Source organism: Streptomyces winkii (genome assembly GCF_032248595.1).
GTDB lineage: Bacteria > Actinomycetota > Actinomycetes > Streptomycetales > Streptomycetaceae > Streptomyces > Streptomyces winkii.
In genome coordinates this window covers 395,309-421,525 of sequence record NZ_JASTTH010000007.1, presented here as the reverse complement: position 1 = coordinate 421,525, position 26,217 = coordinate 395,309, and the positions used below count along the sequence as shown (strand labels likewise).

The following is a 26,217-nucleotide window of genomic DNA, read 5'->3' as shown; positions in this document are numbered from 1 at the left end:
CGCACAGTAGGCTTCGCGGCGAGTCACCCGCCTGCGCCCGGAGGAGCGTTCCGCATGAGTCTGACCCTCAGGACCATCAGCCGCGAGCAGCACCTGGCGTATATCCGCAGCCTGCCCTCGGCCAGCCACTGCCAGGTGCCTGCGTGGGCCGACGTGAAGGGCGAGTGGCGCTCGGAGAATCTGGGCTGGTTCGACGGCGACGGCGAACTCGTGGGTGCGGGCCTTGTGCTCTACCGGCAACTGCCGAGGGTCAAGCGGTATCTGGCGTATCTGCCGGAGGGCCCGGTCATCGACTGGTACTCGCCGAACCTGGAGCGCTGGCTCCAGCCGATGCTGGCGCATCTGAAGCAGCAGGGCGCCTTCTCGGTGAAGATGGGGCCGCCGGTGGTCATCCGGCGCTGGGACGCGGCCGCGATCAAGCGCGGAATCCAGGACCCGGATGTGAAACGCCTGCGCGACGTGCAGGCGACGCACATCGAGCCGCGGGCCTTCGAAGTCGCGGACAGGCTGCGCCGGATGGGCTGGCAGCAGGGGGAGGACGGCGGCGCCGGCTTCGGCGACGTACAGCCCCGCTACGTCTTCCAAGTGCCCCTGGAGGGGCGGTCGCTGGAGGACGTGCACAAGGGCTTCAACCAGCTGTGGCGGCGCAACATCAAGAAGGCCGACAAGGCGGGCGTCGAGGTCGTGCAGGGCGGCTTGCAGGATCTGGACGACTGGCAGCGGCTGTACGAGATCACCGCGGAGCGCGACAAGTTCCGCCCGCGGCCCAAGGCCTACTTCGAACGCATGTGGACGGTCCTCAACGCCGAGGAACCGAACCGCATGCGGCTGTACTTCGCCGAGCACGAGGGCGAACGCATCGCTGCCGCCACGATGCTGATCGTGGGCGGCCATGTGTGGTACTCGTACGGAGCGTCGGCCAACCACAAGCGCGAGGTCCGGCCGTCGAACGCGATGCAGTGGCGGATGCTCCAGGATGCGTACGCACTGGGGGCGAGCGTCTACGACCTTCGTGGCATCAGCGATTCGCTGGACGAGACCGACCATCTCTTCGGCCTCATCCAGTTCAAGGTGGGCACCGGGGGAGAGGCCGCGGAGTATCTCGGCGAGTGGGACTTCCCGCTCAATAAGCTGCTGCACAAGGCGCTTGACATCTACATGTCGCGACGCTGACGGCGCGGCACGCCGCGCTGGACGAGAGGTCGCAATCAGACCCGAGACGAGAGACGGAAGAAAGGTTCCCTACCGGCCATGGCGCTCACCCTCTACGTCGATACCGATCGCTGGCGGGCGCACCAGCAGTCGGTGATCCAGCAGTACCCGGGCATCGTCCCGGTCTGCAAGGGCAACGGCTACGGCTTCGGCCATGAGCGGCTGGCCGACGAAGCCACCCGTTTCGGCAGCGACGTCCTCGCTGTCGGCACGACCTACGAGGCCGCCCGCATGAAGGACTTCTTCGGCGGCGACCTGCTGGTGCTCACCCCGTTCCGCAAGGACGAGGAGCCGGTGCCGCTGCCCGACCGCGCGATCCGCTCGGTCTCCTCGGTGGAGGGCGTCGGCCTGATGCGGGGTGCGCGGGTCGTCATCGAGGTGATGAGCAGCATGAAGCGGCACGGGGTGACCGAGGAGGATCTGCCGAAGCTGCACGCCGCGATCGACGAGGTGCGCCTGGAGGGCTTCGCGATCCATCTGCCCCTGGACCGTACGGACGGTTCGGACGCGGTCGAGGAAGTCATCGGCTGGATGGACCGGTTGCGCGCGGCCCGGCTGCCACTGGAGACGATGTTCGTCTCCCATCTGGGGCCGGAGGAGTTCGCGCGCCTCCAACAGCAGTTCCCGCGCACGGACTTCAGGGCCCGCATCGGTACGAGGCTGTGGCTGGGCGACCCCACGGCCACGGAGTACCGGGGCTCGATCCTGGATGTGACGAGGGTCGTGAAGGGCGACCGGTTCGGCTACCGGCAGACGAAGGCGCCGGGCGACGGCTGGCTCGTGGTCGTAGCGGGCGGCACCTCGCACGGGGTCGGGCTGGAGTCGCCGAAGGCGCTGCACGGGATGACGTCGCGGGCGAAGGGCGTGGCCCGCGCGGGACTCGCGACGGTGAACCGGAACCTCTCGCCGTTCCTCTGGGGCGGCAAGCAGAGGTGGTTCGCGGAGCCGCCGCACATGCAGATGTCGATCCTGTTCGTACCGGCGGACGCCGCGGAGCCGAAGGTCGGCGAGGAACTCACGGCCCAACTGCGCCACACGACGACGATGGTGGACCGCACGGTCGACCGCTGACCGCGGGCCGCCACGGGGGGGCGGCGGCCGGGTCCCAACGCCCCTGCGAGCGGCGGGAGTTCGGGCTGCGGCCGAGCGCGGGGCGTACGGGGCGCCGCCCCACGCCGGGGCCCGGGGAACCAACCCCCGTACACCCCGGATGTGTTCACGGGAGCGGAGCCCTGCCACTCCGGCCCGACCCGGCCGCGCAACGCCCACCCCTCCCGCCGCGACGGCCAGACGCCCCACGCACAGAGTCCGGCGGAATCAACACCACGGCGACGAGCCCGTGTCCCGGCGGGCGCCGCCCAGGCACGGCGAACTCGCACCCTGCTCGCGGGCGGCGGGCCGCAGCCCGGACAGGACCCCCGCCCGCCAACGCCCTTGCGCCCTCCGGGCCGTTCGGCGTTCTGCCCGCGACGCGGAATGCGGATGCGGGGGCCGGTCCCCGACCGCCCCCGCCCACCGGAGTCACGCCCGCCACCCGGCACTGCGCCGCCCGAAGCGGGCCGGGGGCCGCGCGGGCGCAGACCCGCGTCGGCCCCCCGGAGCCCCGCCGCCCCCCGGCGGCCTACGCCTTGCCGTCGATGAACGCCTGCACCAGCTCCCGCGCCTCGTCGTCGTAGTACTGCACGGGCGGCGACTTCATGAAGTACGAGGACGCCGAGAGGATCGGCCCCCCGATGCCCCGGTCCTTCGCGATCTTCGCCGCGCGCAGCGCGTCGATGATGACGCCCGCGGAGTTCGGCGAGTCCCAGACCTCCAGCTTGTACTCCAGATTGAGAGGCACGTCGCCGAACGCGCGCCCCTCCAGCCGTACGTACGCCCACTTGCGGTCGTCGAGCCACGCCACGTAGTCGGACGGCCCGATGTGCACGTTGTCGGCGCCCAGTTCGCGGTCGCGGATCTGGGAGGTGACGGCCTGCGTCTTGGAGATCTTCTTGGACTCCAGCCGGTCGCGCTCCAGCATGTTCTTGAAGTCCATGTTGCCGCCGACGTTCAGCTGCATCGTGCGGTCGAGGATGACCCCCCGGTCCTCGAAGAGCCGCGCCAGCACGCGGTGCGTGATCGTCGCGCCCACCTGCGACTTGATGTCGTCCCCGACGATCGGCACGCCCGCCTCGGTGAACTTCTCCGCCCACTCCTTCGTGCCCGCGATGAAGACGGGCAGTGCGTTGACGAACGCGACTCCGGCGTCGACGGCGCACTGTGCGTAGAACTCGACGGCCTCCTGGGAGCCCACGGGCAGATAGCAGACCAGGACGTCGGCCTCGGAGTCCCGCAGCGCCCGTACGACATCGACGGGCGCCGCGTCGGACTCCTCGATGGTCTCGCGGTAGTACCTGCCGAGCCCGTCGAGCGTGTGCCCGCGCTGCACGGTCACGCCGGACGGCGGCACGTCGCAGATGTTGATGGTGTTGTTCTCGCTCGCGCCGATCGCGTCTGCCAGGTCGAGGCCGACCTTCTTGCCGTCGACGTCGAAGGCGGCGACGAACTCCACGTCGCGCACGTGGTATTCGCCGAACTGGACGTGCATCAGACCTGGCACCTTGCTGCCCGGGTCGGCGTCCTTGTAGTACTCGACGCCCTGCACCAGCGAGGCGGCGCAGTTGCCCACGCCTGCGATGGCTACACGAACCGAACCCATTCCGGTTGCTCCCTGTGTCTGGTCGGTGAGGCCGCGTTCGTACGGGGCCTCATGCGGTGTCGTCGGACGGATCCGGCGGGGTGCCACCCCTGTGCCGGGGCCGGCCACCCGCGTCTCCTGGGCGGCGCTGCGGAGGCCCGGGATCGCTGCCCGCCTCCCTGTCGCGCCCGGTCCGCTCGCTCTCTATGAGTTCGGTGAGCCAGCGGACTTCGCGCTCCACGGACTCCATGCCGTGGCGCTGAAGTTCGAGGGTGTAGTCGTCGAGCCGTTCGCGCGTGCGGGCGAGGGAGGCGCGCATCTTCGCGAGCCTCTCCTCCAGCCGGCTGCGGCGCCCTTCGAGCACCCGCATCCTCACGTCGCGCGAGGTCTGCCCGAAAAAGGCGAAACGGACACCGAAGTGTTCGTCTTCCCACGCGTCCGGTCCGGTCTGTGAAAGAAGCTCCTCGAAGTGTTCTTTTCCGGAGGCCGTGAGTCTGTAGACGATTTTTGCCCTGCGCCCGCTCAACGAGGCCGAGAGCGCCTCCCGTTCGCCCTCCTGCGGCGGCCGCGCCGGCTCGTGCTCCTCGGTCAACCACCCGCGTTCCACAAGGGTCTTGAGACACGGGTAGAGCGATCCGTAACTGAAGGCGCGGAAGACTCCCAGCGACGTGTTGAGCCGTTTTCGCAGCTCATAACCGTGCATGGGTGATTCGCGAAGCAAGCCGAGTACGGCGAACTCAAGGATCCCCGAGCGCCGGCTCATGCTGCACCGCCCCCTCCAACCCCGCGCGCCGACCGTGTACTTGTCTCATCCTGATGTATCGGCCCGATACATCAGCACGATAGAACGGGGCGTGCCTGAGCGACAAGTGGGCGGCGGGTGAAGGGACTCACATCTCTGATTAGTTGAAGGCAACTTGCCTCGATTGAGATGAATACTCGCTAAGGGGCGTTTTGGATCTGCGTAGTCTGTGCGCGTGCAGACCACCACCGGGAACCAGAAGACGCCCGAACGCGTCATCGTCCTGGGTGCAGTGCGACCGGCAGACCCTGTGTCTGCGGGCCGTGCTCGGGGGGACCAGACGTCAACTGCCACCTTCAGGCGCGAGCGCCTGCCCGAGGAGTAGCTGTTCCATGAGCGAGCACCGTCGAAAGCCGCCACAGGGGCGCGGCCGGCGCGCAGCGCAGCCGCAGCCGCCGTCCGGCGCCGGCCGCCGTTCCACCCCGCCACCCAGGGGGGGCGCGTCAAGCTCGTACGGCGGTCGCGCCGACGCCCGGAGAGCTGCACCCCGCGGCGGAGGCGGCGGAGGCCGCCGCCGGGCTGCCGGAGCAGGCGGTGCCGCGGCCGGCGCCGGGATGGCCGCGGGCGGCCTCGGCGGAGGCGGCCGCCGCATGGCCGGTGCCGGTGCGGGAGGCCGCGGCGGCGGAGGCGGGTACGGCAGGGCCCGCGGGCGCTACCAGCCCCCGCCCCGCAAGCGGTTCATCGACTACCCGCGCTGGAACAAGGTCGGGATGCGCCGCTGGGTGCCGTCGTGGAAGCTCGTGCTCGGATCCTTCGCCGGCTTCCTCGGGGCGATCATCGGCCTCTCCGGTATCGCGCTGGCGATGGTGCAGGTGCCCTCCGAGAAGGCGGCTACACAGCAGGAGAAGAACGTCTACTACTGGGCCAACGGCAAGGAGATGGTCGTCGCGGGCGGCGGCGACCAGAACAGGCAGATCGTGCCGCTCGCCCAGATCCCCAAGTCGATGCAGAACGCGGTCATCGCGGCCGAGAACGAGTCGTTCTACCAGGACCGCGGCGTCGACCCGATCGGCATCGTGCGCGCGGTCGGCCGCATGGCGCTGGGCGGTGACACCCAGTCCGGTTCGACGATCACTCAGCAGTACGTGAAGAACACCTACCTCGACCAGTCGCAGACGATCACGCGCAAGGTCAAGGAGCTGTTCATCTCCATCAAGGTCGGTGCGACGCAGGAGAAGCCGAAGATCCTTCAGGGCTACCTGAACACCGGCTACTACGGGCGCGGCGCGTACGGCGTCCAGGCCGCGGCGCAGGCGTACTACCGCAAGGACGCGAAGGACCTCAACGCGAGCGAGGCCGCGTTCCTCTCCGCGACGCTCAACGGCCCGAACCTCTACGACCCCGAGGGCGGCATCGGTTCGGCGGCCACGAAGGCGAAGAACATCGCGCGTGCCAAGGACCGCTGGAGCTGGACGCTCGACCGCGAGGTGAAGACGGGCCGGATGTCGCAGGCGCAGCGGGCCAAGTACACGAAGTTCCCGATGCCCGCGAAGCCGAAGAAGTCGACCGAACTCAAGGGCCAGAAGGGCTACATGGTCGACATCGTCAACAACTACATCACGGCCAACAGCAACATCTCGGACCGCAAGCTCAAGCAGGGCGGCCTGCGCATCCACACCACCTTCGACAAGAAGAAGATGGCCGAGATGACGAAGGCGGTCGAGCGCGTGCGCAAGGCGAACATCGACCCGAAGAAGCGCGACGTCGACAAGTACGTGCAGTTCGGCGGCGCTTCCGTGAAGCCGAACGACGGCGCGATCGTCGCCATGTACGGCGGCGAGGACGCCACCACGCACTTCACCAACAACGCCGACTACACCGGCGTCCAAGTCGGGTCCACGTTCAAGCCGTTCGTCCTCGCGTCGGCGATGCGCGACGGCGTCCGCAACCCCGACGGGCCGGAGGTGCAGGGCGCGGACGCCCGTACGCCGGCCTCGCCCAAGAGCGTCTACAACGGCGACAACAAGATCAAGCTGCGCAACTACGACGGCACCATCTGGCGCAACGAGAAGGGCAAGGAGTGGCGCCAGCGCAACGACGGCAACGAGAGCAAGGGCCGGATCAGCCTGCGTGAGGCCATGCAGTACTCGGTCAACACGCCCTACATCCAGCTCGGCATGGACGTCGGCGTCGACAAGGTCAAGAAGGCCGCGCTCGACGCCGGGCTCAACGAGGACAGCCTCTCGCGCACCACGCCGACCTTCTCCCTCGGCACCTCGGCGCCGAGCGCCATCCGGATGGCCAACGCCTACGGCACGTTCGCCAGCAGCGGCATGAAGTCCGAGCCGTACTCGGTCACTCGGGTCGAGGACGACGGCGCGACGATCTACGAGCACCAGAAGCAGGTCAAGAGCGCCTTCGAGGCCCGCGTGGCGGACAACGTCACCAACGTTCTGGAGACGGTCGTCCAGGACGGCACCGGCACCGCGGCGCAGGGGCTCGGCCGCCCGGCGGCGGGCAAGACCGGTACGACGGACGACAACAAGTCCGCGTGGTTCACCGGCTACACGCCGCAGCTGTCGACGTCGATCGGCATGTGGCGCGTCAACGACAAGGCCAAGACCCAGCGCTTCCAGAAGATGTACGGCGTGGGCGGCCAGGACTCCATCCACGGTGCGTCCTTCCCCGCCGAGATCTGGACGAAGTACATGACCGGCGCGCTGAGCGGCACGCCCACCAAGCTCTTCCCCGAGCCGGACCCGATCGGCGAACCGGTCTTCGGCATCGGCGCGAGCCCCTCCCCGACGCCGAGTCCGACCGATGTCCCGTCGCAGGACCCGTCACAGGACCCGTCGCAGAACCCGTCGCAGTCCCCGTCTCCCTCGAACACGTGCGACAACCCGCTCGTGTGCGACAACCAGGGCCAGACAGGCGGAAACGACCAGGGCCAGACAGGCGGAACCGACGCGGGCCAGGACGGTGGCACCAACACGGGCCAGGACGGCGGTACCAACACGGGCCAGGACGGCGGAAACGACAGCGGAGGCCTGTTCGGCGGACCAGGAGGCCGCGAAAAGGAGTAGCTCCCACCCGCGGCCCCGGCAGCACCTCCGCTCCCGCCGGAAGCCGCACCGCTCGGCCCAGCAGCCCCGTCACGGGCAACACCGTGACGGGGCTGCTGGCGTCCGCGGCCGTACGGCAGGATGTGCCCCATGACGCGTGCCTACCCCCCGGAGCTGACCGACCGGAACAGCGCCACCGTGCACCCGACGGAGCAGGACGAGGTCGCCGCCGCCGGCAGCGAGCTGATCGGAGGTCCGGCGGGCCGCCGTGTCGCGCCGGGCACGGGCGGCTGGTGGACGCCGGTCCGGGTGGTGGCGCTGCTGGGGATCGGCATGTTCGTGCTGGGCATGGTGCAGAAGGCGCCGTGCTTCAACGGAGCCTGGTTCTCCGGGGCGACCAGCCAGTACACGCACGCGTGCTACTCCGACATCCCGCATCTCTTCGCCGGACGCGGCTTCGCCGACGGCCTCACCCCGTACTTCGACCGCATCCCCGAGCGCGTCTCCGGCGGCATGACCTACCTCGAATACCCGGTGCTCACAGGGGTGTTCATGGAGGTCGCCTCGTGGCTGACGCCGGACGGCGGCGGCATCCAGTACCGCGAGCAGATCTACTGGATGGTCAACGCCGGGATGCTGATGATCTGCGCCGCGGTTCTCTTCGTCTGCGCGGCACGGACCCACCGCAACCGCCCCTGGGACGGCCTCCTGGTCGCTCTCGCGCCCGCTCTCGCACTGACGGCGACCATAAACTGGGACCTGCTCGCCGTGGCCCTCACGGCCGGGGCGATGCTGATGTGGTCGCGCAGCCGCCCGGTCGCGGCAGGCGTGCTGATCGGCCTGGCGACGGCCGCCAAGCTCTATCCGGCGCTGCTGCTGGGCCCGCTGCTGTTGCTGTGCTGGCGGGCCGGCCTCCTGCGCTCGTACGCCAAGTCCCTTGGCGCCGCGGTGAGTTCGTGGCTCTGCCTGAACCTGCCGGTGATGCTGCTCGCCCCCCAGGGCTGGTCGAAGTTCTACAGCTTCAGCGAGGAGCGCCCCGTCGACTTCGGCTCCATCTGGCTGATCATCTCCCAGCGCACGGGCGACCCGGTCTCCGACGCCAACGTCTACGCGATGGCGCTGATGGCCCTCGGCTGCGCGGGCATCGCGCTGCTGGCGCTGCGTGCGCCGCGGCGCCCGCGCCTGGCCCAGCTGGCGCTGTTGGTGGTGGCGCTCTTCATCGTGACCAACAAGGTCTACTCGCCGCAGTACGTGCTGTGGCTCATCCCGCTCGCCGCCCTCGCCCGCCCCAAGTGGCGGGACTTCCTGATCTGGCAGGCGTGCGAGGCCGTCTACTTCCTCGGCATCTGGCTCTACCTCGCCTACACGGGCAGCGGCGACAAGCACCAGGGCCTTCCGGCAGAGGGTTACCAGCTGGTAATCCTGGCCCACCTGCTCGGCACCTTGTACCTGTGCGCCGTGGTGGTACGGGACGCGCTGATGCCGGAGCGGGACGTCGTGCGCCGGGACGGCTCGGACGACCCCGGAGGCGGCCTGCTGGACCGGGCTCCGGACGTCTTCACGCTGGGGGCGCACGGACGCCGGGCCACGCGCGCGAAGCCCGTGCCGTTCGAGGAGGCACAAGTGCACTGGGGCACCACGGCCCATTGAGCGGGCCGCTCGGACCGCTCCCCGATCCGGAAGATCGTGTTCCACTAGGCGACCGGGGCGTGGCCGGCAGCCCCGCGGCGTGAGCCGGATGTTTCACGTGAAACACGAATCACGTCCCGTACCGCCCTCTTCACCCCCGTCGGTATCGGCACGCGCGCCCACCCTCGCGTGTGTGAAGCTGGGGGCCATGAGCGTCGCCGGAGATCTCCGCACCCTGCTGGAATTCCCCGACTTCCGGCGGCTGCTCGTGGTGCGTCTGCTCTCCCAACTGGCCGACGGCATCTACCAAGTCGCCCTCGCCGCCTACGTCGTCTTCTCTCCCGAGAACCAGGCATCACCAGCGGCCATCGCCTCCGCGATGGCCGTACTGCTGCTCCCGTACTCGCTCCTCGGCCCGTTCGCGGGCGTGCTGCTCGACCGGTGGCGCAGACGGCAGGTACTTCTCCACGGCAACCTCCTGCGCGCGGTGCTCGCCGCCATCACCGCGGCTCTGGTGCTGGGCGCCGTCCCCGCCTGGCTCTTCTACCTCTCGGCTCTCTCCGTAACCGCCGTGAACCGCTTCATCCTCGCCGGCCTCTCCGCCGCGCTTCCCCGCGTCGTGGACGACGCCCGCCTCGTGATGGCCAACTCCCTTTCCCCGACGGCCGGAACGCTCGCCGCCACCGCAGGGGGCGGCATCGCCTTCGCGGTCAGGCTGGCCTCACCCGACGGCGGACGCGCAACCAACGCCTGGGTGGTCCTCATCGGCGCGGTCGTCTACCTTCTCGCCGGTGCCGCCGCCCTGCGAATGGGCCGGGACCGGCTCGGCCCGGACCCGGACGCCCGGCGCGTACAACTGCGGCTGCTGACGACGCTCGCGACCACCACCCGTGGCCTCTCCGACGGCCTGCGGCATCTACGGCAGCGGCACACCGCCGCATACGCGCTCTCGGCGATGACGCTGATGCGGTTCTGCTACGGCGCATTGACGGTGATGGTGCTGATGCTGTGCCGCTACGCATGGGGCAGCGACGGCAAGGTGGGGGACGCCGTCGAAGCGGTGGACATGGGTGCCGGCCTGAAGCTGCTAGGGCTGGCCGTCGCGGCCTCCGGGCTCGGCTACTTCGCGGCGGCCGTTCTCACGCCCTGGGGCGTCGAACGATCGGGCCGCTTCGGTTGGCTTGCCATGTGCGCGGCCGCTGCGGCCGTGCTGGAACCGGCGCTCGGGCTGACCTTCGCCCCCGTGCCGATCCTGCTCTCGGCCTTCGTACTCGGACTCGTCACCCAGGGCTCGAAGATCACCGCGGACACCGCGGTGCAGTCGACGGTGGAGGACGCCTACCGGGGACGGGTCTTCTCGCTCTACGACATGCTCTTCAACGTCGCGTTCGTGGCTGCCGCGGGAGTGGCCGCACTGATACTTCCGCCGGACGGGCGCTCGGTCGCGCTCGTCCTCGGCGTTGCCCTCGTGTACGCGGGAGTCGCCTGGCTGATGTTTCACGTGAAACGCTCCCAGCCTGCTCTGAGCGAGCTGTCCTCGCCGGCACCTCCGCCCGCTCCGCCCGGCGCGCTCTGACTCCCGCGCTCAGTTCTGCGCGGCCCACCACTCCTTGAGGGCCGCGACGGCCTCGTCGTGCTCCAGCGGCCCGTGCTCCAGCCGGAGCTCCAGCAGATGCTTGTACGCCCGGCCGACCACCGGTCCCGGCTTCACACCGAGCACGGACATGATCTCGTTGCCGTCGAGGTCGGGGCGGATCGCATCCAGCCTCTCCTGCTTCTGAAGCCGCGCGATCCTCTCCTCCAGGCTGTCGTACGCACGCGAGAGCGCGCCCGCCTTGCGCCTGTTCCGCGTCGTGCAGTCCGAGCGCGTCAGCTTGTGCAGCCGGGACAGCAAGGGTCCCGCGTCCCGTACGTAGCGGCGCACCGCGGAGTCGGTCCACTCGCCCGTGCCATAGCCGTGGAAGCGCAGATGCAGCTCCACGAGCCGGGAGACGTCCTTCACCAGTTCGTTGGAGTACTTGAGCGCGGCCATGCGCTTCTTCGTCATCTTCGCGCCCACCACCTCGTGGTGATGGAACGAGACGCGGCCATCGGGCTCGAACCGCCGCGTCCTCGGCTTGCCGATGTCGTGCAGCAGCGCGGCCAGCCTCAGCGTCAGGTCGGGACCCTCGTCCTCCAGGTCGATGGCCTGTTCCAGGACGGTCAGCGAGTGCTCGTAGACGTCCTTGTGGCGGTGGTGCTCGTCCCGCTCCAGACGCAGCGCCGGGATCTCCGGCAGCACCTGGTCCGCGAGCCCGGTCTCGACGAGGAGCCGGATCCCCTTCACCGGCCGGGGGGCGAGCAGCAGCTTGTTGAGCTCGTCCCGCACGCGCTCCGCGGAGACGATGCCGAGCCTGCCCGCCATCTCCTTCATCGCGGCGAGCACGTCGTCGGCCACGGTGAAGTCCAGCTGCGCCGCGAAGCGCGCCGCACGCATCATCCGCAGAGGGTCGTCGGAGAACGACGTCTCCGGCGCCCCGGGGGTGCGCAGAACGCGGCGGGCCAGATCCTCCAGACCGCCGTGCGGGTCGATGAACCTCTTCTCCGGCAGCGCCACGGCCATCGCGTTGACCGTGAAGTCGCGACGCACCAGGTCCTCTTCGACGGACTCGCCGTACGACACCTCGGGCTTGCGCGAGGTGCGGTCGTAGGCCTCCGAGCGGTACGTGGTGACCTCGATCTGGAAGGTGCGTGTCTCTCCGCCCTCGCGGGACTTCTTCTGGCAGCCCACCGTCCCGAAGGCGATGCCGACCTCCCACACGGCGTCGGCCCACGGCCGGACGATGCGCAGTACGTCCTCGGGACGCGCGTCGGTGGTGAAATCCAGGTCGTTGCCGAGCCGGCCCAGCAACGCGTCCCGCACCGAGCCGCCGACCAGTGCCAGCCGGAAGCCGGCGTCCTGGAAGCGGCGTGCCAGGTCGTCGGCGACGGGGGACACCCGCAGCAGCTCGCTCACCGCGCGGCGCTGTGCCGCGTTGAGTTGCTCCTCGGCGGGACGGGCGGACGGAGTCGGCTGGATGTCATCATTGGCGTTCGGCACGACAGCACAGGGTACGTTGCCACCCCCACGCACCGCCCTGCGCCTGGTCACAACTCCGGGCGATCATGTGACGTACACCGCGGCACGTGCCTCCTCAGGGCATCGTTACCATCAGACCAGCGAGACGCATCCACGACGACACGAGGACGGACGAGCGCGTGGCCGAGGCGGCTGAGAACCAGGGCACCCCGACCGCTCCCGCCCGTCGGTGGCTGCGGGGAACCACCGCCGTCCTGCTCGTGACCGGGCCCCTCATCGGCGGTCTGCTGCCCGGTCCGGCCGCCGCGGCGGGCACCCGGGGCACACCGGCCGCAGCCCCGCAGATCCAGGCGCGTTCCGCGGCCAACGGCGCCGCGTCCCCGGGGCGTACGGGCAGCGGCTCCCGTACGGCCGACATCTCCATCAACACCCTCTCGCCCGCCACCCCGCAGAAGGGCGACACGCTCAGCGTCACCGGCACGGTCACCAACAAGGGACGCTCGCCCATCACCGACGGCAGCATCGGCCTGCGCATCGGTCCCGGCGTGAACAGCCGCGGCGCGCTCGAGCAGAACGCGGGCCGCAAGGACTATCTGCCGGGCGCGGACGGCGAGAAGGTCGACGGGAAGCGCGCGACGGCGAAGGTCGGCAGCATGCGCCCCGGCATCCGCCGCTCCTTCAAGCTCAAACTGCCCGTCAGCGCCCTCAAGATGCGCTCCGCGGGCGTGTACCAGCTGGGCGTCACGCTCACCGGGCAGACGCGGGAGCGCCCGTACGACCAGATCCTCGGCATCGAGCGGAGCTTCCTGCCCTGGCAGACCTCAGACGCGGAGAACAAGACCGGGCTGACCTACCTCTGGCCGCTGATCTCCTCCTCGCATCTGACCGCGCGTACGCAGTCCGACGAGGAGCAGACGCCCGTCTTCCGCAACGACCACCTCGCCAAGGAGCTGGCACCGGGCGGGCGCCTCCAGCAGATGGTCAACCTCGGCAAGGACCTTCCGATCACGTGGATGATCGACCCCGACCTGCTCGCCACGGTCACCGCGATGACCGAGAGGTACCGCGTGCAGAAGAAGGGCGGCGGCACGGTCGCGGGCAAGGGCCAGGCGTACGCGAAGCAGTGGCTCATGGACCTCCAGAACGCCGTGAAGGGCGAGGAGGTCGCGACGCTGCCTTTCGCCGACCAGGACGTCGCCTCGCTGGCACACCGCGGCAGGAGCGTCCCGGGCGCGCTGGGGGACCTCGGATCCGCCACGAGGCGGGCCAAGACCACGGTCGAGTCGATCCTCCACACCAAGCCCAGCACCGACTACGCCTGGCCCGTGGAGGGCGCCGTCGACCCGAGCATCGTGGACGTGGCGACGTCCGCGGGCGCTCACAACGTCATCGCGCGCAGCGACAGCCTCCGGGACACCGCGCTGTCGTACACGCCGACGTCGGCTCGTCCCATCGGGGGCGGGAACACGGCCCTCGTCGCCGACGCCGGGCTGTCCAAGGCATTCGACGGCGACATGACGCGGCCGGGCGCGACGTCGCGGGCGGTGCAGCGCTTCCTCGGCGAGACCCAGGCCATCACGGCGCAGGTGCCCAACAAACAGCGCACGATCCTCGTCGCCCCGCAGCGCACGCCGACCGCCGACCAGGCACAGGCGATGGCGCTGGCACTCAGCTCCCTCCAGAAGGACGGCCGCTGGGCCGAGGGCAGCGACCTGTCGGAGGCGGCCAAGGCCAAGCCCGACCCCGGTGCCAACCGCCGGGTGCCGAGCGGCAGTCAGTACCCGGCGTCGCTGCGGCGCCAGGAGCTGCCCACGGAGGCGTACCGGCACGTGCAGGACACCAGCCGGCTCGTCGGCGACTTCAAGAAGATCCTCACGCGCGAGGACCGCGTGGTGACGCCGTTCGGCAGCGCGGTGGAGCGCGGCGAGTCCGCGTCCTGGCGCGGGGACCCCGAGGGTGCGGCGAACTACCGGGACGGCGTGCGCAGTTACCTGGTGGGGCTGACCAAGGAGGTCCACCTCATCCAGAAGTCGCCCATCACCCTCTCCGGGCGCAGCGCCACGATTCCGGTGACGGTGCAGAACAACCTCGTGCAGGGCGTCGACGGTCTGGAGCTGCGTCTGAAGTCCCGGCGCCGCATCGGACTCGACGTCGGCGAGGGACAGGCCGTCAAGATCGACGGCGAGCACAGCCAGTCCGTGAAGTTCTCGACGACCGCGAAGGCCAACGGCCGTGCGTTCGTCGAGGCCCAGCTCTACACGAAGGACGGCAAGCCGTACGGGAAGCGCATGGTCTTCCAGGTGAACGTCACTTCGATCACGTCGACGGTGCTGCTCGTGATCGCGGGCGGCGTGCTGCTCGTGGTGCTCGCCGGGGTGCGGATGTACACGACGCGGAAGCGGAACGGCACGGGTCACGACCAGGACCCGTCCGGTACGGACGAGGGCGCGGCCGGCACCGCCTCGGATGCGGACTCGGACGCGGAAGAGGCAGCGGACCTCGGCGCCGAGCGGACGGCGAAGGACGAGGGCGCCCCCGGAGAACCGGAAGCCGCGGCCCAGGCGTCTCCGGCTGTCGGAAGCACCAGCACGGACGGGCCTGAAGGGGCGGACGAGCCGGACGAACCGGAGGGCCAGGACCTGCCGTCCGCGCCCGGAGCGGAACCGGTCGGGACCGCCCCGGCGGACTCCACCGCGTCCACAACGTCCGACGAGCCCGCGGGCGCGGGCGCCGGTGCCGACACCGCCGGCGGAAGCGGAAGCGTTCCCGGCGCGGGTGAGAAAGTGGACCGTTGAGTCAGCTTGCGAGCAGCAGGGGCAGGGGTAGGTAGCGATGAATGCGCCGCACGACGGTGACCGGGGCAGCCACGCCGCCGGTGACGGCTCGCACCAGCCGGAGGACCCGTACGTGCGGGACGCCTACGCGCGCGACCCGTACCAGGACCGCGACCCCGCAGCCAAGGACCCGGTGAGCGAGGCCCTCAACGACCACGCCGCCGATCCTCCGCCGCCGCCCGGCACCCTCCCGGACCCGCAGGCGCTCTACGAGCAGCCGGAGCCCGGCCCCGACGCGCCCGATCCGCGGCGCTGGGCGCCCCCTCCCGCGCCCGAGCCGGACGGGCCCTCCCGTCATCTGCCCTACGGCGACGACCCGGCGACCGTCCAGTACACGGGCCTGGACGGGCTCCTCAGCCGCTCACGCGCCGACAACGACGGCGGTTCCGGCCAGGACCGCCGGGACGGAACGCCGCCCTCCGGCACGCACCACGAGGACCCGGCGCCGCAGGTGAGCTCCGAGGGCCGCGATCCCGAGGACGCCTTCGCCCACCTCTTCCGCGACCAGGGCCGGTCGCAGGCCGCCCACAGCCCCGCGGCACCGCCGCAGCCGCGCTCCGAGAGCGCGCCCGCACAGCAGCCGCACACGTCCGGTTCCGGCCCGTACGAGGGCCGTCAGCCGCTCCCGGACGAGGAGCCCGCCGGCCCCGGCCTGGGCGCGGGATTCGAGGCCGCACACGCCGCGCCCGCCGAGGTGACGCCGCCGCCCCCGGAGCCCGACGCGTCCGCCCCCGCACACGAGACCGCCGAGGAGCCCGCGCCGAAGCCCGGGGGAGGCGCCAGAGCCGGCGGACTGCTGCGCTCCAGCGCCATCATGGCCGCGGGCACGATGGCCTCCCGCCTGACCGGCTTCATCCGCTCGGCGATGGTCGTCGCCGCCATCGGCGCCGCCGTACTCGGCGACACCTACCAACTGGCCATCACCCTCCCGACGATGCTGTACATCCTCACCGTCGGCGGCGGCCTGAACTCCGTCTTCGTCCCGCAGCTCGTCCGTGCCATGAAGGAAGACGGCGACGGCGGCGAGGCCTACGCGAACCGCCTGCTGACCCTTGTCACCGTCATCCTCGGCTCGCTCACCGTCCTCGCGGTGCTCGCCGCTCCCCTGCTGGTACGGCTCATGTCGGTGCGGCTCGCGGAGAACCCGGAGGCGAACGAGGTCACCGTCACCTTCGTCCGCTACTGCCTGCCGTCCATCTTCTTCATGGGCATCCACGTGGTGATGGGTCAGATCCTCAACGCCCGCGGCCGGTTCGGCGCGATGATGTGGACGCCCGTCCTGAACAACATCGTCATCATGGCCACCGTCGGCGCCTTCCTGTGGGTCTACGGCTCCGCCGACGACTCCGGCCTGACCGTCGCCAACATCCCGCCGGAGGGCGTGCGGCTGCTGGGCATCGGCACGCTCCTCGGGCTCGTCGTGCAGGCACTCGCGATGATCCCGTACCTGCGGGCCTCCGGCTTCCGCATCCGGCCCCGGTTCGACTGGCGCGGCCACGGCCTCGGCAAGGCCGCGAAGCTCGCCAAGTGGACGGTCCTGTTCGTCCTGGCCAACCAGGCGGGCGTCCTCGTCGTCACCCAACTCTCCACCTGGGCACAGGAGTCGGCGGCCGCGGAGGGCCACGCCGGCGCCGGCTGGACCGCGTACTCGCAGGCGCAGCTGATCTGGAACATGCCGCAGGCGATCATCACCGTCTCCGTGATGGCGGCCCTGCTGCCGCGGCTCTCGCGCGCGGCCAGCGACGGCGACACCGGCGCCGTGCGCGACGACATCTCGCAGGGCCTGCGCAACTCCGCGGTCGCCATCGTCCCCATCGCCTTCGGCTTCCTGGCCCTGGGCGTGCCCATGTGCACCCTGATCTACGGGCCCTCCGGCATCGACGCGGCCCGTTCCATGGGGTACGCGCTGATGGCGTTCGGAGTGGGCCTCATCCCGTTCTCGGTGCAGTACGTGGTGCTGCGCGCCTTCTACGCGTACGAGGACACCCGGACTCCGTTCTTCAACACCGTCGTCGTGGCCGTCGCCAACGCCGTGGCCTCGTCCGCCTGCTTCCTGCTGATGCCCGCCCGCTGGGCCGTGGTCGGCATGGCCGCCTCTTACGGGCTCGCCTACGTCGTCGGCGTCGGTATCGCATGGCGGCGCCTACGTCTCCGGCTGGGCGGCGATCTGGACACCGCGCACGTGCTGCGTACGTACATCAGGCTCGCCGGTGCCGCCGTGCCTGCCACTGTCGTCGCAGGTGCCGCCGTGTACGGCAGCACCGTGGCTCTCGGCAGCGGAACGCTCGGCTCGCTGGCTTCGCTGGTCGCTGGAGGGATCGCATTGGCCGTCGTTTTCGTCCTAGCCGCGAAGAGGATGCGGATCGCGGAGATGACAGCCATGGTCGGTATGGTGCGTGCCCGTCTCGGGCGCTGACCGTACAACCATCCGCGGCCACTGCGTGTCGTGCATAGCGGCGGACTGTGGGCACAATTGTTGAGCTGTTTCACAGAGTGGCTGCAATGAATTGGGGAGGCAGGAACGACGGTGGCGGAACGGAGCACAGCTGCCGTCGGCGTGGCTGAGAACAGCGGTGACGAGGAAGCACTCACCGCCCGGTCGGACAAGGCCAGCGTCGACAGCGCGACGGACGGGCAGAGCGGCAGCGACCGGCCCCCTGAGGACACGAGATCAGACGCCCCCACCACCATCCGTGGCAGCCAGGACAGCCAGGACAGCGACACCGCCGGCAACGGAAGTGACGTCAGTGGCGGAGGCGGACGCGAGGCCACGCCCCCGGAGGGCCGGCCACAGTCCCCGGCCCAGGCGCAGCAGTACGGCCCCGACGCGGGCCACGCCAGCGTCCACGAAGGCCCCGCTCCAGGCCCGGCGGAGACTCCCGCACCCCCGGAGCTGCACAGCGGCCACAAACTCGCACGCCGGTACCGTCTGGAGGAGTGCGTCACCCGTCTGGACGGATTCAGCAGCTGGCGTGCGGTCGACGAGAAACTGCGCCGGGCCGTCGGCGTCCACGTCCTCCCGGCGGGCCACCCTCGTGCCCGTACGGTGCTGTCCGCGGCACGCTCCTCGGCGCTTCTCGGCGATCCGCGCTTCGTCCAGGTGCTCGACGCCGTGGAGGACCACGATCTCGTCTACGTCGTCCACGAGTGGCTTCCCGACGCCACACCGCTCAGCGACATCCTCGCCGCAGGCGCGCTCGAACCGCACGACGCCCATGTGCTCGTCACCCAGCTCTCCCAGGCCATGGCCGCCGCACACCGCGAGGGGCTGGCTCACCTGCGCCTGACGCCCGGCACGGTCCTGCGCACCGGCTCCGGGCAGTACCGCATCCGCGGGCTCGCCGTGAGCGCCGCCCTGCGCGGCATCAGCAGCGACACCCCGCAGCGCGCCGACACCGAAGGCATCGGCGCGCTGCTCTATGCCGCGCTGACCCAGCGCTGGCCGTACGAGGAGGACGCGTACGGGCTCAGCGGCGTCGGCTCCCTCGCGAAGCGCACGCTCGTCGCACCGGACCAGGTACGCGCCGGAGTGCACCGCGGCCTCTCCCAGCTCGCGATGCGCGCGCTCGTCAACGACGGCGCCACCGCCTCCAGCCAGGAGCAGCCCTGCGCCACGCCTGAGGAGCTGGCCAAGGCCGCCTCGGCGCTGCCGCGCATCCGCCCGCCGGAGCAAAGCTTCAACTCGCCTCGGCCGTACCAGCGCGCCGGCTACCAGCAGGGTGGGTACGGGCAGGGCGGGCACGCCCGCCCTGCGTCCGGCGTCGCGGAGCCCGGGTCGCCGGGCACACCTCCGGCTCTTCCGGGGCGTACGGGCAAGATCCTCAAGTGGGGCGTCTCCGCCCTTCTCATCGCCGCCCTCGGCTTGGGCAGCTGGCAGGTCGCCGACACGCTCCTCAAGGGCGACAACCCGCGGGGCGAGGAGTCGGGCCAGACGCACGGCAACGACGAGACCGGTGCGGTCGGCAAGCCCGTGAAGATCGTGGACGCCAAGGACTTCGACCCGCCCCCCGGCGGCAACGGCAGTGAGAACCCGGCCAAGGTCCCCGACGCCTACGACGGATCTCCCAACACGTACTGGCTGACGCAGAAGTACTACGGCCGCCCCGACTTCGGAAACCTCAAGCCCGGCGCCGGCATCGTCCTCGATCTCGGCAAGCCGCAGCAGGTGAGCTCGGTCAAGGTCGACTTCATGGGCGCCACTACGGCCAACTTCCTCGCCGCCCACCGGAGCACCACCGCGATGCCGACCGCGCTCGACGGATTCAGCAAGGTCAGCGAGGGCACAGGGCAGCATCTGACCCTCAAGGCGAAGAAGCCGATCAGGACTCAATACGTATTGGTATGGCTCACCAAGCTCCCGCTCTCGGACGACGGCAACTACCGTGGCCGGATCACAGAGATCCAGGTAATGAGCTGATCCCTCGACACTGACGCACGGCACAGCCGGCGGGCGAGGATGACGGGAGGCGTCCGACGGTGAGCGACGACAGCGGCGGCAAGCGAATGCGCCGCCGCCCCAGACACGGTCGAAGTGGCCCGGCGACGGGCGACAGATCGGGGCGGGCCCCGGTTCCGGGTCAGGCCCCGGGGTCCGACGCACCGAACGACCGCGAGCTGCTCGCGCGGCACGTCGACGGCGACCCCGAAGCCTTCGGCGAGCTCGTCCGCCGGCACCGCGACCGGCTCTGGGCGGTGGCGATACGCACCCTCGGAGACCGCGAAGAGGCAGCCGACGCCGTGCAGGACGCTCTCATCTCCGCCTACCGCGCGGCTCACACCTTCCGCGGCCAGTCCGCCGTCACGACATGGCTGCACCGCATCACCGTCAACGCGTGCCTCGACCGTGCACGCAAGGCCGCCTCTCGTCGGACACAGCTCACCGACGACACCGAGCGCCTGGATCTCCTGCTCGAACCGCACGAGTCAGCGGCGCTTCCCGCCGAACGCCGCGACCTGAACCGGCAACTCGTCTCCGCGCTCTCACAGCTCCCCGCAGAGCAGCGCGCCGCCCTCGTACTCGTCGACATGCAGGGATATCCGGTCGCCGAGGCCGCCGAGGTTCTCGGGATCGCCGTCGGCACGGTGAAAAGCCGGTGCGCCCGTGGACGTGCCCGGCTGCTGCCCCTCGTCACACATCTGCGCCCCGGCGGAGAGGAGAGGAGCGGCTCACAACAGGAGACGGGAAGGAACCGGACCCGTGGGCCATCCGTCCCACCGCAGGAAGGCGTCACGCAACGACCCGGAGCCGTGAAGGGAGGAGGAGAGCACACATGACATCCACCCCTTTCACGTCCGGCGCGCGCAGCACCGACGGCCATCCGGACGTCGCGGAGATCTCCGCACTCAACGAGGACCTGCTTCCCCCGGATCGTGCCTCCGCCCTCCATGCGCACCTGGCCGCCTGCCGCCTCTGCGCGGACGTACGCACGTCGCTGGAGGAGATCCGCGGGACGCTGGGGTCACTCCCCACCCCGCCGCCCATGCCTGCCGACATCGCGAACCGGCTCGACGCCGCTCTCTCCGCAGAAGCTCTGCTTGCCTCGTCTCAGGCCGACCCCTCCGTTGTTTCACGTGAAACCACGGACGCCGGCGCCTATGGCGACCGGTACGCGAGGCCCGTACGCGAATCAGCGCCCCGCCGAGACCCCGCTACCGTCGTTTCACGTGAAACCGGCGTCTCCCGCCGTGTGGCCGATCGGCCTGCGGGCCGCCCCGGGGGCGGCAGCAGCGGTCCGGGACGGCACCGTCCAGCCCGGCGGGCGCGCCGGTGGCGCTCCGCGCTTCTGGCAGGTGCGGGCGCAGTAGTCGCGCTCGGGCTCGGCGGACTCGTCGTCCAAACGATGAACGACTCCCCGCCACCCAGCGCCGCGTCCGAACCCGGCAAGCAAGAGCGTGACACCGCCGGAAGCGAACTCGAGAAGCACGTTCAGGGTCTACTCGCGGAGCATGAGTCCGGGGAGTCCTCCGGGGGAGCCGACGGCTCCCCGACAGGGGACCTCAAGACGAAGGCGAGCCCCGGGAACAGTCCGCTCGCGGGAGGCACCACATCGGTGCCGTCCTGTGTACGTGCGGGCATGGACCGTACGGAGAAGCCGCTCGCCATCGACGAGCACGCCCCGTACAAGGGCGGCACAGCCTTTCTCGTCGTCCTTCCGCACCAGGACGATCCGAAGCGCGTGGACGCGTACGTCATCGACCCGTCCTGCGTCACGGATGAGGGCAGCGGCCCCGGAGACGTGCTCACCAGGCATACCTACACGCGTCGATGACACGCGGTGGTGACGGCGCCTGACGGGCGGCACCACCGGGAATGTCTGCCCCCTAGGATCCGTTGGGTGGGGTGAGAACCTCACAGACCGGAAAGCAGTCGGCAGACAAGGAAGACTCCCGTGAGCGACGTCCGTAACGTGATCATCATCGGCTCAGGGCCAGCCGGCTACACTGCCGCGCTCTACACGGCGCGGGCGTCGCTGAAGCCGCTGGTCTTCGAGGGGTCCGTGACAGCGGGCGGTGCTCTGATGAACACCACCGAGGTCGAGAACTATCCGGGCTTCACGGACGGCATCATGGGCCCGGAACTCATGGATCAGATGCGCGGCCAGGCGGAGCGCTTCGGCGCCGAGCTGGTGCCGGACGATGTGACCGCCGTCGACTTCTCCGGTGAGATCAAGACCGTGACGGATTCGGCCGGGACGGTCTACCGCGCCCGCACAGTGATCGTCAGTACGGGCTCCGCGTACCGCGCGCTGGGACTGCCCCGCGAGGAGGAGTTGTCCGGCCGCGGCGTCTCCTACTGCGCCACGTGTGACGGCTTCTTCTTCCGCAACCAGGACATCGCCGTCGTCGGCGGTGGCGACACGGCGATGGAGGAGGCGACGTTCCTCTCCCGGTTCGCCAACACCGTCACCGTCGTCCACCGCCGCGACGCCCTGCGTGCCTCCAAGGCGATGCAGGAGCGCGCCTTCGCGGACCCGAAGATCAGCTTCGCCTGGGAGAGCGAGGTCGCCACGATCCACGAGAAGGACGGCAAGCTGGCCGGTTTGACCCTCCGCAACACCAAGACCGGCGCCACCTCCGAGCTCCCGGTGACGGGCCTGTTCGTCGCGATCGGCCACGACCCGCGCATCGAGCTCTTCAAGGGCATCCTCGCTCTGGACGACGAGGGCTACCTGAAGGTCGACTCCCCCTCCACCCGCACCAACATCCCCGGAGTCTTCGCCGCCGGAGACGTCGTCGACCACACCTACCGGCAGGCTGTCACCGCGGCGGGCACCGGCTGCTCCGCCGCCCTCGACGCCGAGCGCTACCTCGCCGCCCAGGTCGACGGCAGCGCCGAACCGGCAGAGCCGGAGAAGACCGAGGAAGCCCAGGAGGCGGCCGAGACCGCGGTGGTCTGAGGACCGCTGCCGCACAGCAACAGACATCCACGCATCACCCGCACCATCACAAGGAAACGAGGAGAACCACAATGGCCGGTGCCACCGTGACCGCAACCGACGCCGACTTCGAAGAAGTCGTGCTCAAGAGCGACAAGCCTGTGCTCGTCGACTTCTGGGCTGCCTGGTGCGGTCCGTGCCGTCAGATCGCCCCCTCCCTTGAGGCGATCGCGGACGAGAACAGCGACAAGCTGACCGTCGTGAAGCTCAACATCGACGAGAACCCGGCTGTCGCCGCCAAGTACGGGATCATGTCGATCCCGACCATGAACGTCTACAAGGGCGGCGAGGTCGTCAAGACCATCGTCGGCGCGAAGCCGCGGGCGGCCATCGAGAAGGACCTCGCCGAGTTCATCGGCTGAGTGGCTGCGACGGCGCCCGCCGTCGACGACAGCCCCCAAGGAAACGGCCCGGCGTACAGACGCCGGGCCGTTTCACGTGAAACATGACCGCGGCCGCCGACGCCCCGCGCCCGCTTCTCATCGACAGTGCTCCCGCTCGGTCACAGAGGCCGAAGCACGCGGTCCTTCTGCACCGCCCCCAGCAGTTGATCGAGCGCCCGCTCCACGTCCTCGCGCCAGGAGACCGTCGAGCGCAACTCAAGCCGCATCCGCGGGAAGTTGTGGTGCGGTCGGACGGTCTTGAAGCCGACCGACAAGAGATGGTCCGCCGGCACCAGACACGCAGGATCGCTCCAGCGCGCGTCCCCGAAAGCCTCAATGGCTTTGAAGCCTCTCCGGAGCAGATCCTTCGCCACCGTCTGCACGATGACGCGTCCCAGCCCCTGCCCCTGGTACTCCGGCATCAGCCACGCCGTCATGAGCTGAACCGCGTCGGGGGAGACGGGACTCGTCGGGAACGCGAACGAGCGTGGGACGTACGCAGGAGGCGCGTACAGGACGAAGCCCACCGCCTTCTCGTCCACGTAGACCACGCGTCCGCAGGACCCCCACTCCAGCAGCACGGCGGAGATCCACGACTCCTTCTCAACTTCCGGCCGTCCGGCTCGCACCGCGGCCTCTCCGCTGACGGGATCAAGCTCCCAGAACACGCAGGCGCGGCAACGCCCGGGAAGATCCGTGAGGTTGTCCAGTGTGAGCGGAACGAGCTGTCGCCCCATGGATCCATCGTATCCATGGGGCGACATGAGGTCCGGTTCTTGCGGGCCGGTATCGGTGAATCCGACGACCGCCGCGCTCGCGGCTGCCGGCCAAGGGCTCAGTCCTCGCTCTCCTCCGAGTCGGTGTCGTCAGTCTCCGCCGACAACTGCTGTCCCAGCACGCGGCCCTCACCGGGGGCCAGCTGACCGAGGATGCGCTCTAGATCGTCGACCGATGCGAACTCGACGACGATCTTGCCCTTCTTCTGCCCTAGGTCCACCTTCACTCGGGTCTCGAAGCGGTCCGAAAGGCGGCCGGCCAATTCATCGAGCGCGGGGGAGACGCGCCTTCCCGCGCGAGGCCCCTTCGGCTTCGAGGCGCTCTTCGGGGACGAGCCCGTCATCGTGACGATCTCCTCCACCGCCCGCACCGATAGGCCCTCGGCGACGATGCGGTGGGCGAGGCGGTCCTGCTCCTCTCCGTCCTCCACCGACAACAACGCACGCGCATGTCCAGCCGAGAGAACTCCGGCCGCCACACGCCGCTGCACCGACGGTGAAAGACGCAGCAGCCGCAGCGTGTTGGACACCTGCGGACGCGACCGGCCGATGCGGTCGGCGAGCTGGTCGTGCGTGCAGTTGAAGTCCTTCAGAAGCTGGTCGTAAGCGGCCGCCTCCTCCAGCGGGTTCAGCTGCGCCCGGTGGAGGTTCTCCAGAAGCGCGTCCAGTAGCAGCTTCTCGTCGTCGGTCGCCCGGACGATCGCCGGAATGCGCTCAAGGCCGGCCTCACGGCATGCCCGCCAGCGCCGCTCGCCCATGATGAGCTCGTAGCGCTCGGGCCCCAACTGCCGTACGACGACGGGCTGGAGGAGTCCCACTTCCTTGATGGAGGTGACCAACTCCGCCAGCGCGTCCTCGTCGAAGACCTCACGTGGCTGACGCGGGTTGGGTGTGATGGCCTCCAGTGGCACCTCAGCGAAGTGCGCCCCGACGGGCACGGCTTCACTCGTGGACACCGCGCCGTCGGCCCCGTTCGTGGGCGACGTTTCACGTGGAACATCGTCCCGAGCCTCGCTGTCGGGCAGCGCCGTCACCTTGGCGGCGGCGACTCCACGGTCCGGCGGGATGACGGGGACAGCACTCGGAGACGTAACACCGTTGGCATCGGACGGACTTCCCTCATCCGTCGCTGATCCCGGCGCCGCCGGGATCAGGGCACCAAGACCCCGGCCCAACCCCCTGCGTCGATCACTCACTGCGTCCCCTCCGGCATGTTGCTGTTCTGCTGTTGCTGCAACTGCTGAACCGACTCCTCGTGGCGCTGCTGCACATTCGGATCGCGCAGCGCGATCTCACGAGCCGCCTCCAGATAGGACAGCGAGCCGCTCGAACCAGGATCGTAGGTCAAGACCGTCTGCCCATAACTGGGAGCCTCCGAGATCCGCACGGACCGCGGGATGTTGGTCCGCAACACCTCGGCACTGAAGTGGCTGCGCACCTCGTCCGCGACTTGCGATGCGAGTCGCGTCCGGCCGTCGTACATGGTGAGGATGATCGTCGAGACGTGCAGCCGGGTATTGAGGTGCCCCTTCACCAGATCGACGTTCCGGAGAAGCTGGCCCAGACCCTCGAGTGCGTAGTACTCGCACTGGATCGGGATGAGCACCTCGGCACCGGCGACCAACGCGTTGACCGTCAGCAGACCCAGCGAGGGTGGGCAGTCGATCAGCACGTAATCCAGCGGTTGCTCATACGCGCTCAGCGCGCGCTGGAGGCGGCTCTCCCGTGCCACCAGCGACACCAATTCGATCTCCGCACCGGCGAGATCGATAGTGGCGGGTGCGCAGAAGAGCCCTTCCACGTCCGGTACCGGCTTGACGACGTCAGACAGCGGCATGCTTTCGACCAAGACGTCGTAGATCGACGGCACTTCCGAATGATGGTCGACTCCCAGGGCCGTCGACGCATTTCCCTGGGGGTCAAGGTCGATCACGAGGACTCGGGCACCGTGCAGGGCCAGGGAGGCGGCCAAGTTCACGGTGGTGGTGGTCTTCCCGACTCCACCCTTCTGGTTGGCCACGACCATGATCCGTGTCTGCTCGGGCCTCGGGAGGCCTTCGCCGGCACGGTTCATCGCCTCTACCGCCTGCTGGGCGGCGCGACCGATCGGCGTATCGTCCATGGGAGGCGGAGTTTCACGTGAAACATCCACCGATTCTGAACGGGGGCCGGGGACCGGGTCGGCCATCGGTCCCGCGGTATTGGCGTCGGACCGCAACGGTTCACTCTCCTCGACATAAGGCTCGTGCTGAACAGAGCCTGCCATGCTTTCGGTGTCATGAACCAGCGAGCCCCGCTCAGTTGTGGATGAATCCACCGGGGAGCGGGGCTTGGACGAAGATTTCCGGTCGCGTTGTGCGGCTTGAGCGCGACCTCGGCTGATGATTCCTTGCAAGAGAGAGCGGCGT

19 protein-coding genes are annotated in these 26,217 nt (G+C 69.7%); 12 read left to right on the top strand and 7 right to left on the bottom strand.

The genetic code is table 11. The features are described from left to right. The first annotated feature begins 54 nt into the window (after positions 1 to 54). Positions 55 to 1,173, top strand: a complete 1,119-nt coding sequence (locus tag QQM67_RS23265) for a lipid II:glycine glycyltransferase FemX (RefSeq protein ID WP_314176058.1) — start codon at positions 55 to 57, stop codon at positions 1,171 to 1,173. A gap of 78 nt (positions 1,174 to 1,251) precedes the next feature. Beyond that, positions 1,252 to 2,283 carry an alanine racemase gene (locus tag QQM67_RS23260; protein ID WP_314176056.1) on the top strand — a complete coding sequence of 344 codons (1,032 nt, stop codon included), beginning with the start codon at positions 1,252 to 1,254 and terminating at the stop codon, positions 2,281 to 2,283. 550 nt (positions 2,284 to 2,833) lie between these two features. Here the strand turns inward: QQM67_RS23260 and QQM67_RS23255 are convergent. After that, a complete protein-coding gene (locus tag QQM67_RS23255) occupies positions 2,834 to 3,910 on the bottom strand; it encodes an inositol-3-phosphate synthase (protein ID WP_314176054.1) in 1,077 nt (358 codons plus the stop codon). Between the two features lie 49 nt (positions 3,911 to 3,959). Then, positions 3,960 to 4,652, bottom strand: coding sequence for a PadR family transcriptional regulator (locus tag QQM67_RS23250; RefSeq protein ID WP_314176052.1), 693 nt, complete (start codon positions 4,650 to 4,652; stop codon positions 3,960 to 3,962). A 371-nt stretch (positions 4,653 to 5,023) separates the two neighbouring features. Between QQM67_RS23250 and QQM67_RS23245 the strand changes: the two genes are divergently transcribed. From QQM67_RS23245 to QQM67_RS23235, 3 genes are all read left to right on the top strand, one after another. Then, positions 5,024 to 7,714 carry a transglycosylase domain-containing protein gene (locus QQM67_RS23245; RefSeq protein WP_314176050.1) on the top strand — a complete coding sequence of 897 codons (2,691 nt, stop codon included), beginning with the start codon at positions 5,024 to 5,026 and terminating at the stop codon, positions 7,712 to 7,714. A 129-nt stretch (positions 7,715 to 7,843) separates the two neighbouring features. Continuing rightward, the gene (locus QQM67_RS23240) at positions 7,844 to 9,343 is read left to right on the top strand and encodes a glycosyltransferase family 87 protein (protein ID WP_314176048.1); all 1,500 of its coding nucleotides are present in this window, start codon (positions 7,844 to 7,846) and stop codon (positions 9,341 to 9,343) included. 187 nt (positions 9,344 to 9,530) lie between these two features. After that, on the top strand, positions 9,531 to 10,898 hold the full coding sequence (locus QQM67_RS23235; protein ID WP_314176046.1) for an MFS transporter: 1,368 nt from the start codon (positions 9,531 to 9,533) through the stop codon (positions 10,896 to 10,898). 9 nt (positions 10,899 to 10,907) lie between these two features. On the opposite strand, the gene QQM67_RS23230 is transcribed toward QQM67_RS23235, so the two are convergent. Beyond that, positions 10,908 to 12,401, bottom strand: a complete 1,494-nt coding sequence (locus QQM67_RS23230; RefSeq protein WP_314176044.1) for a CCA tRNA nucleotidyltransferase — start codon at positions 12,399 to 12,401, stop codon at positions 10,908 to 10,910. Between the two features lie 158 nt (positions 12,402 to 12,559). Here QQM67_RS23230 and QQM67_RS23225 point away from each other — a divergent pair, with 158 nt between their 5' ends. The 4 genes from QQM67_RS23225 to sigM all read left to right on the top strand — a co-directional run bounded on the left by QQM67_RS23225 (position 12,560) and on the right by sigM (position 20,488). Next, complete coding sequence (locus tag QQM67_RS23225) at positions 12,560 to 15,175, top strand: DUF6049 family protein (RefSeq protein ID WP_314176042.1); 2,616 nt, start codon at positions 12,560 to 12,562, stop codon at positions 15,173 to 15,175. Positions 15,176 to 15,212: 37 nt separating this feature from the next. Further along, entirely contained in the window at positions 15,213 to 17,630 is a 2,418-nt protein-coding gene (gene murJ, locus QQM67_RS23220) for a murein biosynthesis integral membrane protein MurJ (RefSeq protein WP_314176040.1), read from the top strand. Positions 17,631 to 17,741: 111 nt separating this feature from the next. Beyond that, positions 17,742 to 19,631 (top strand): hypothetical protein, encoded by a 1,890-nt coding sequence (locus QQM67_RS23215; protein ID WP_314176039.1) that lies wholly within the window; start codon positions 17,742 to 17,744, stop codon positions 19,629 to 19,631. A 59-nt stretch (positions 19,632 to 19,690) separates the two neighbouring features. Next, positions 19,691 to 20,488 (top strand): RNA polymerase sigma factor SigM, encoded by a 798-nt coding sequence (sigM, locus tag QQM67_RS23210; protein ID WP_314176038.1) that lies wholly within the window; start codon positions 19,691 to 19,693, stop codon positions 20,486 to 20,488. Positions 20,489 to 20,874: 386 nt separating this feature from the next. Here sigM and QQM67_RS23205 read toward each other — a convergent pair whose 3' ends face one another. Continuing rightward, complete coding sequence (locus QQM67_RS23205) at positions 20,875 to 21,051, bottom strand: hypothetical protein (RefSeq protein ID WP_314176037.1); 177 nt, start codon at positions 21,049 to 21,051, stop codon at positions 20,875 to 20,877. A 3-nt stretch (positions 21,052 to 21,054) separates the two neighbouring features. Here QQM67_RS23205 and QQM67_RS23200 point away from each other — a divergent pair, with 3 nt between their 5' ends. The 3 genes from QQM67_RS23200 (at position 21,055) to trxA (ending at position 23,012) form a co-directional block, all read left to right on the top strand. Then, positions 21,055 to 21,483: a hypothetical protein gene (locus QQM67_RS23200; protein WP_314176036.1), complete on the top strand. Its 429-nt coding sequence runs from the start codon at positions 21,055 to 21,057 to the stop codon at positions 21,481 to 21,483. Positions 21,484 to 21,603: 120 nt separating this feature from the next. Further along, positions 21,604 to 22,611 carry a thioredoxin-disulfide reductase gene (gene trxB, locus QQM67_RS23195; protein ID WP_314176035.1) on the top strand — a complete coding sequence of 336 codons (1,008 nt, stop codon included), beginning with the start codon at positions 21,604 to 21,606 and terminating at the stop codon, positions 22,609 to 22,611. 71 nt (positions 22,612 to 22,682) lie between these two features. After that, entirely contained in the window at positions 22,683 to 23,012 is a 330-nt protein-coding gene (trxA, locus tag QQM67_RS23190; RefSeq protein ID WP_314176032.1) for a thioredoxin, read from the top strand. 140 nt (positions 23,013 to 23,152) lie between these two features. Here the strand turns inward: trxA and QQM67_RS23185 are convergent, their stop codons facing one another. The 3 genes from QQM67_RS23185 to QQM67_RS23175 all read right to left on the bottom strand — a co-directional run bounded on the left by QQM67_RS23185 (position 23,153) and on the right by QQM67_RS23175 (position 26,075). Further along, entirely contained in the window at positions 23,153 to 23,770 is a 618-nt protein-coding gene (locus QQM67_RS23185; RefSeq protein WP_314176030.1) for a GNAT family N-acetyltransferase, read from the bottom strand. A 98-nt stretch (positions 23,771 to 23,868) separates the two neighbouring features. Next, complete coding sequence (locus QQM67_RS23180; protein WP_314176028.1) at positions 23,869 to 25,005, bottom strand: ParB/RepB/Spo0J family partition protein; 1,137 nt, start codon at positions 25,003 to 25,005, stop codon at positions 23,869 to 23,871. After that, positions 25,002 to 26,075 carry a ParA family protein gene (locus tag QQM67_RS23175; protein WP_314176026.1) on the bottom strand — a complete coding sequence of 358 codons (1,074 nt, stop codon included), beginning with the start codon at positions 26,073 to 26,075 and terminating at the stop codon, positions 25,002 to 25,004. The genes QQM67_RS23180 and QQM67_RS23175 overlap by 4 nt, the downstream gene beginning before the upstream one ends. Positions 26,076 to 26,217 lie beyond the last annotated feature (142 nt).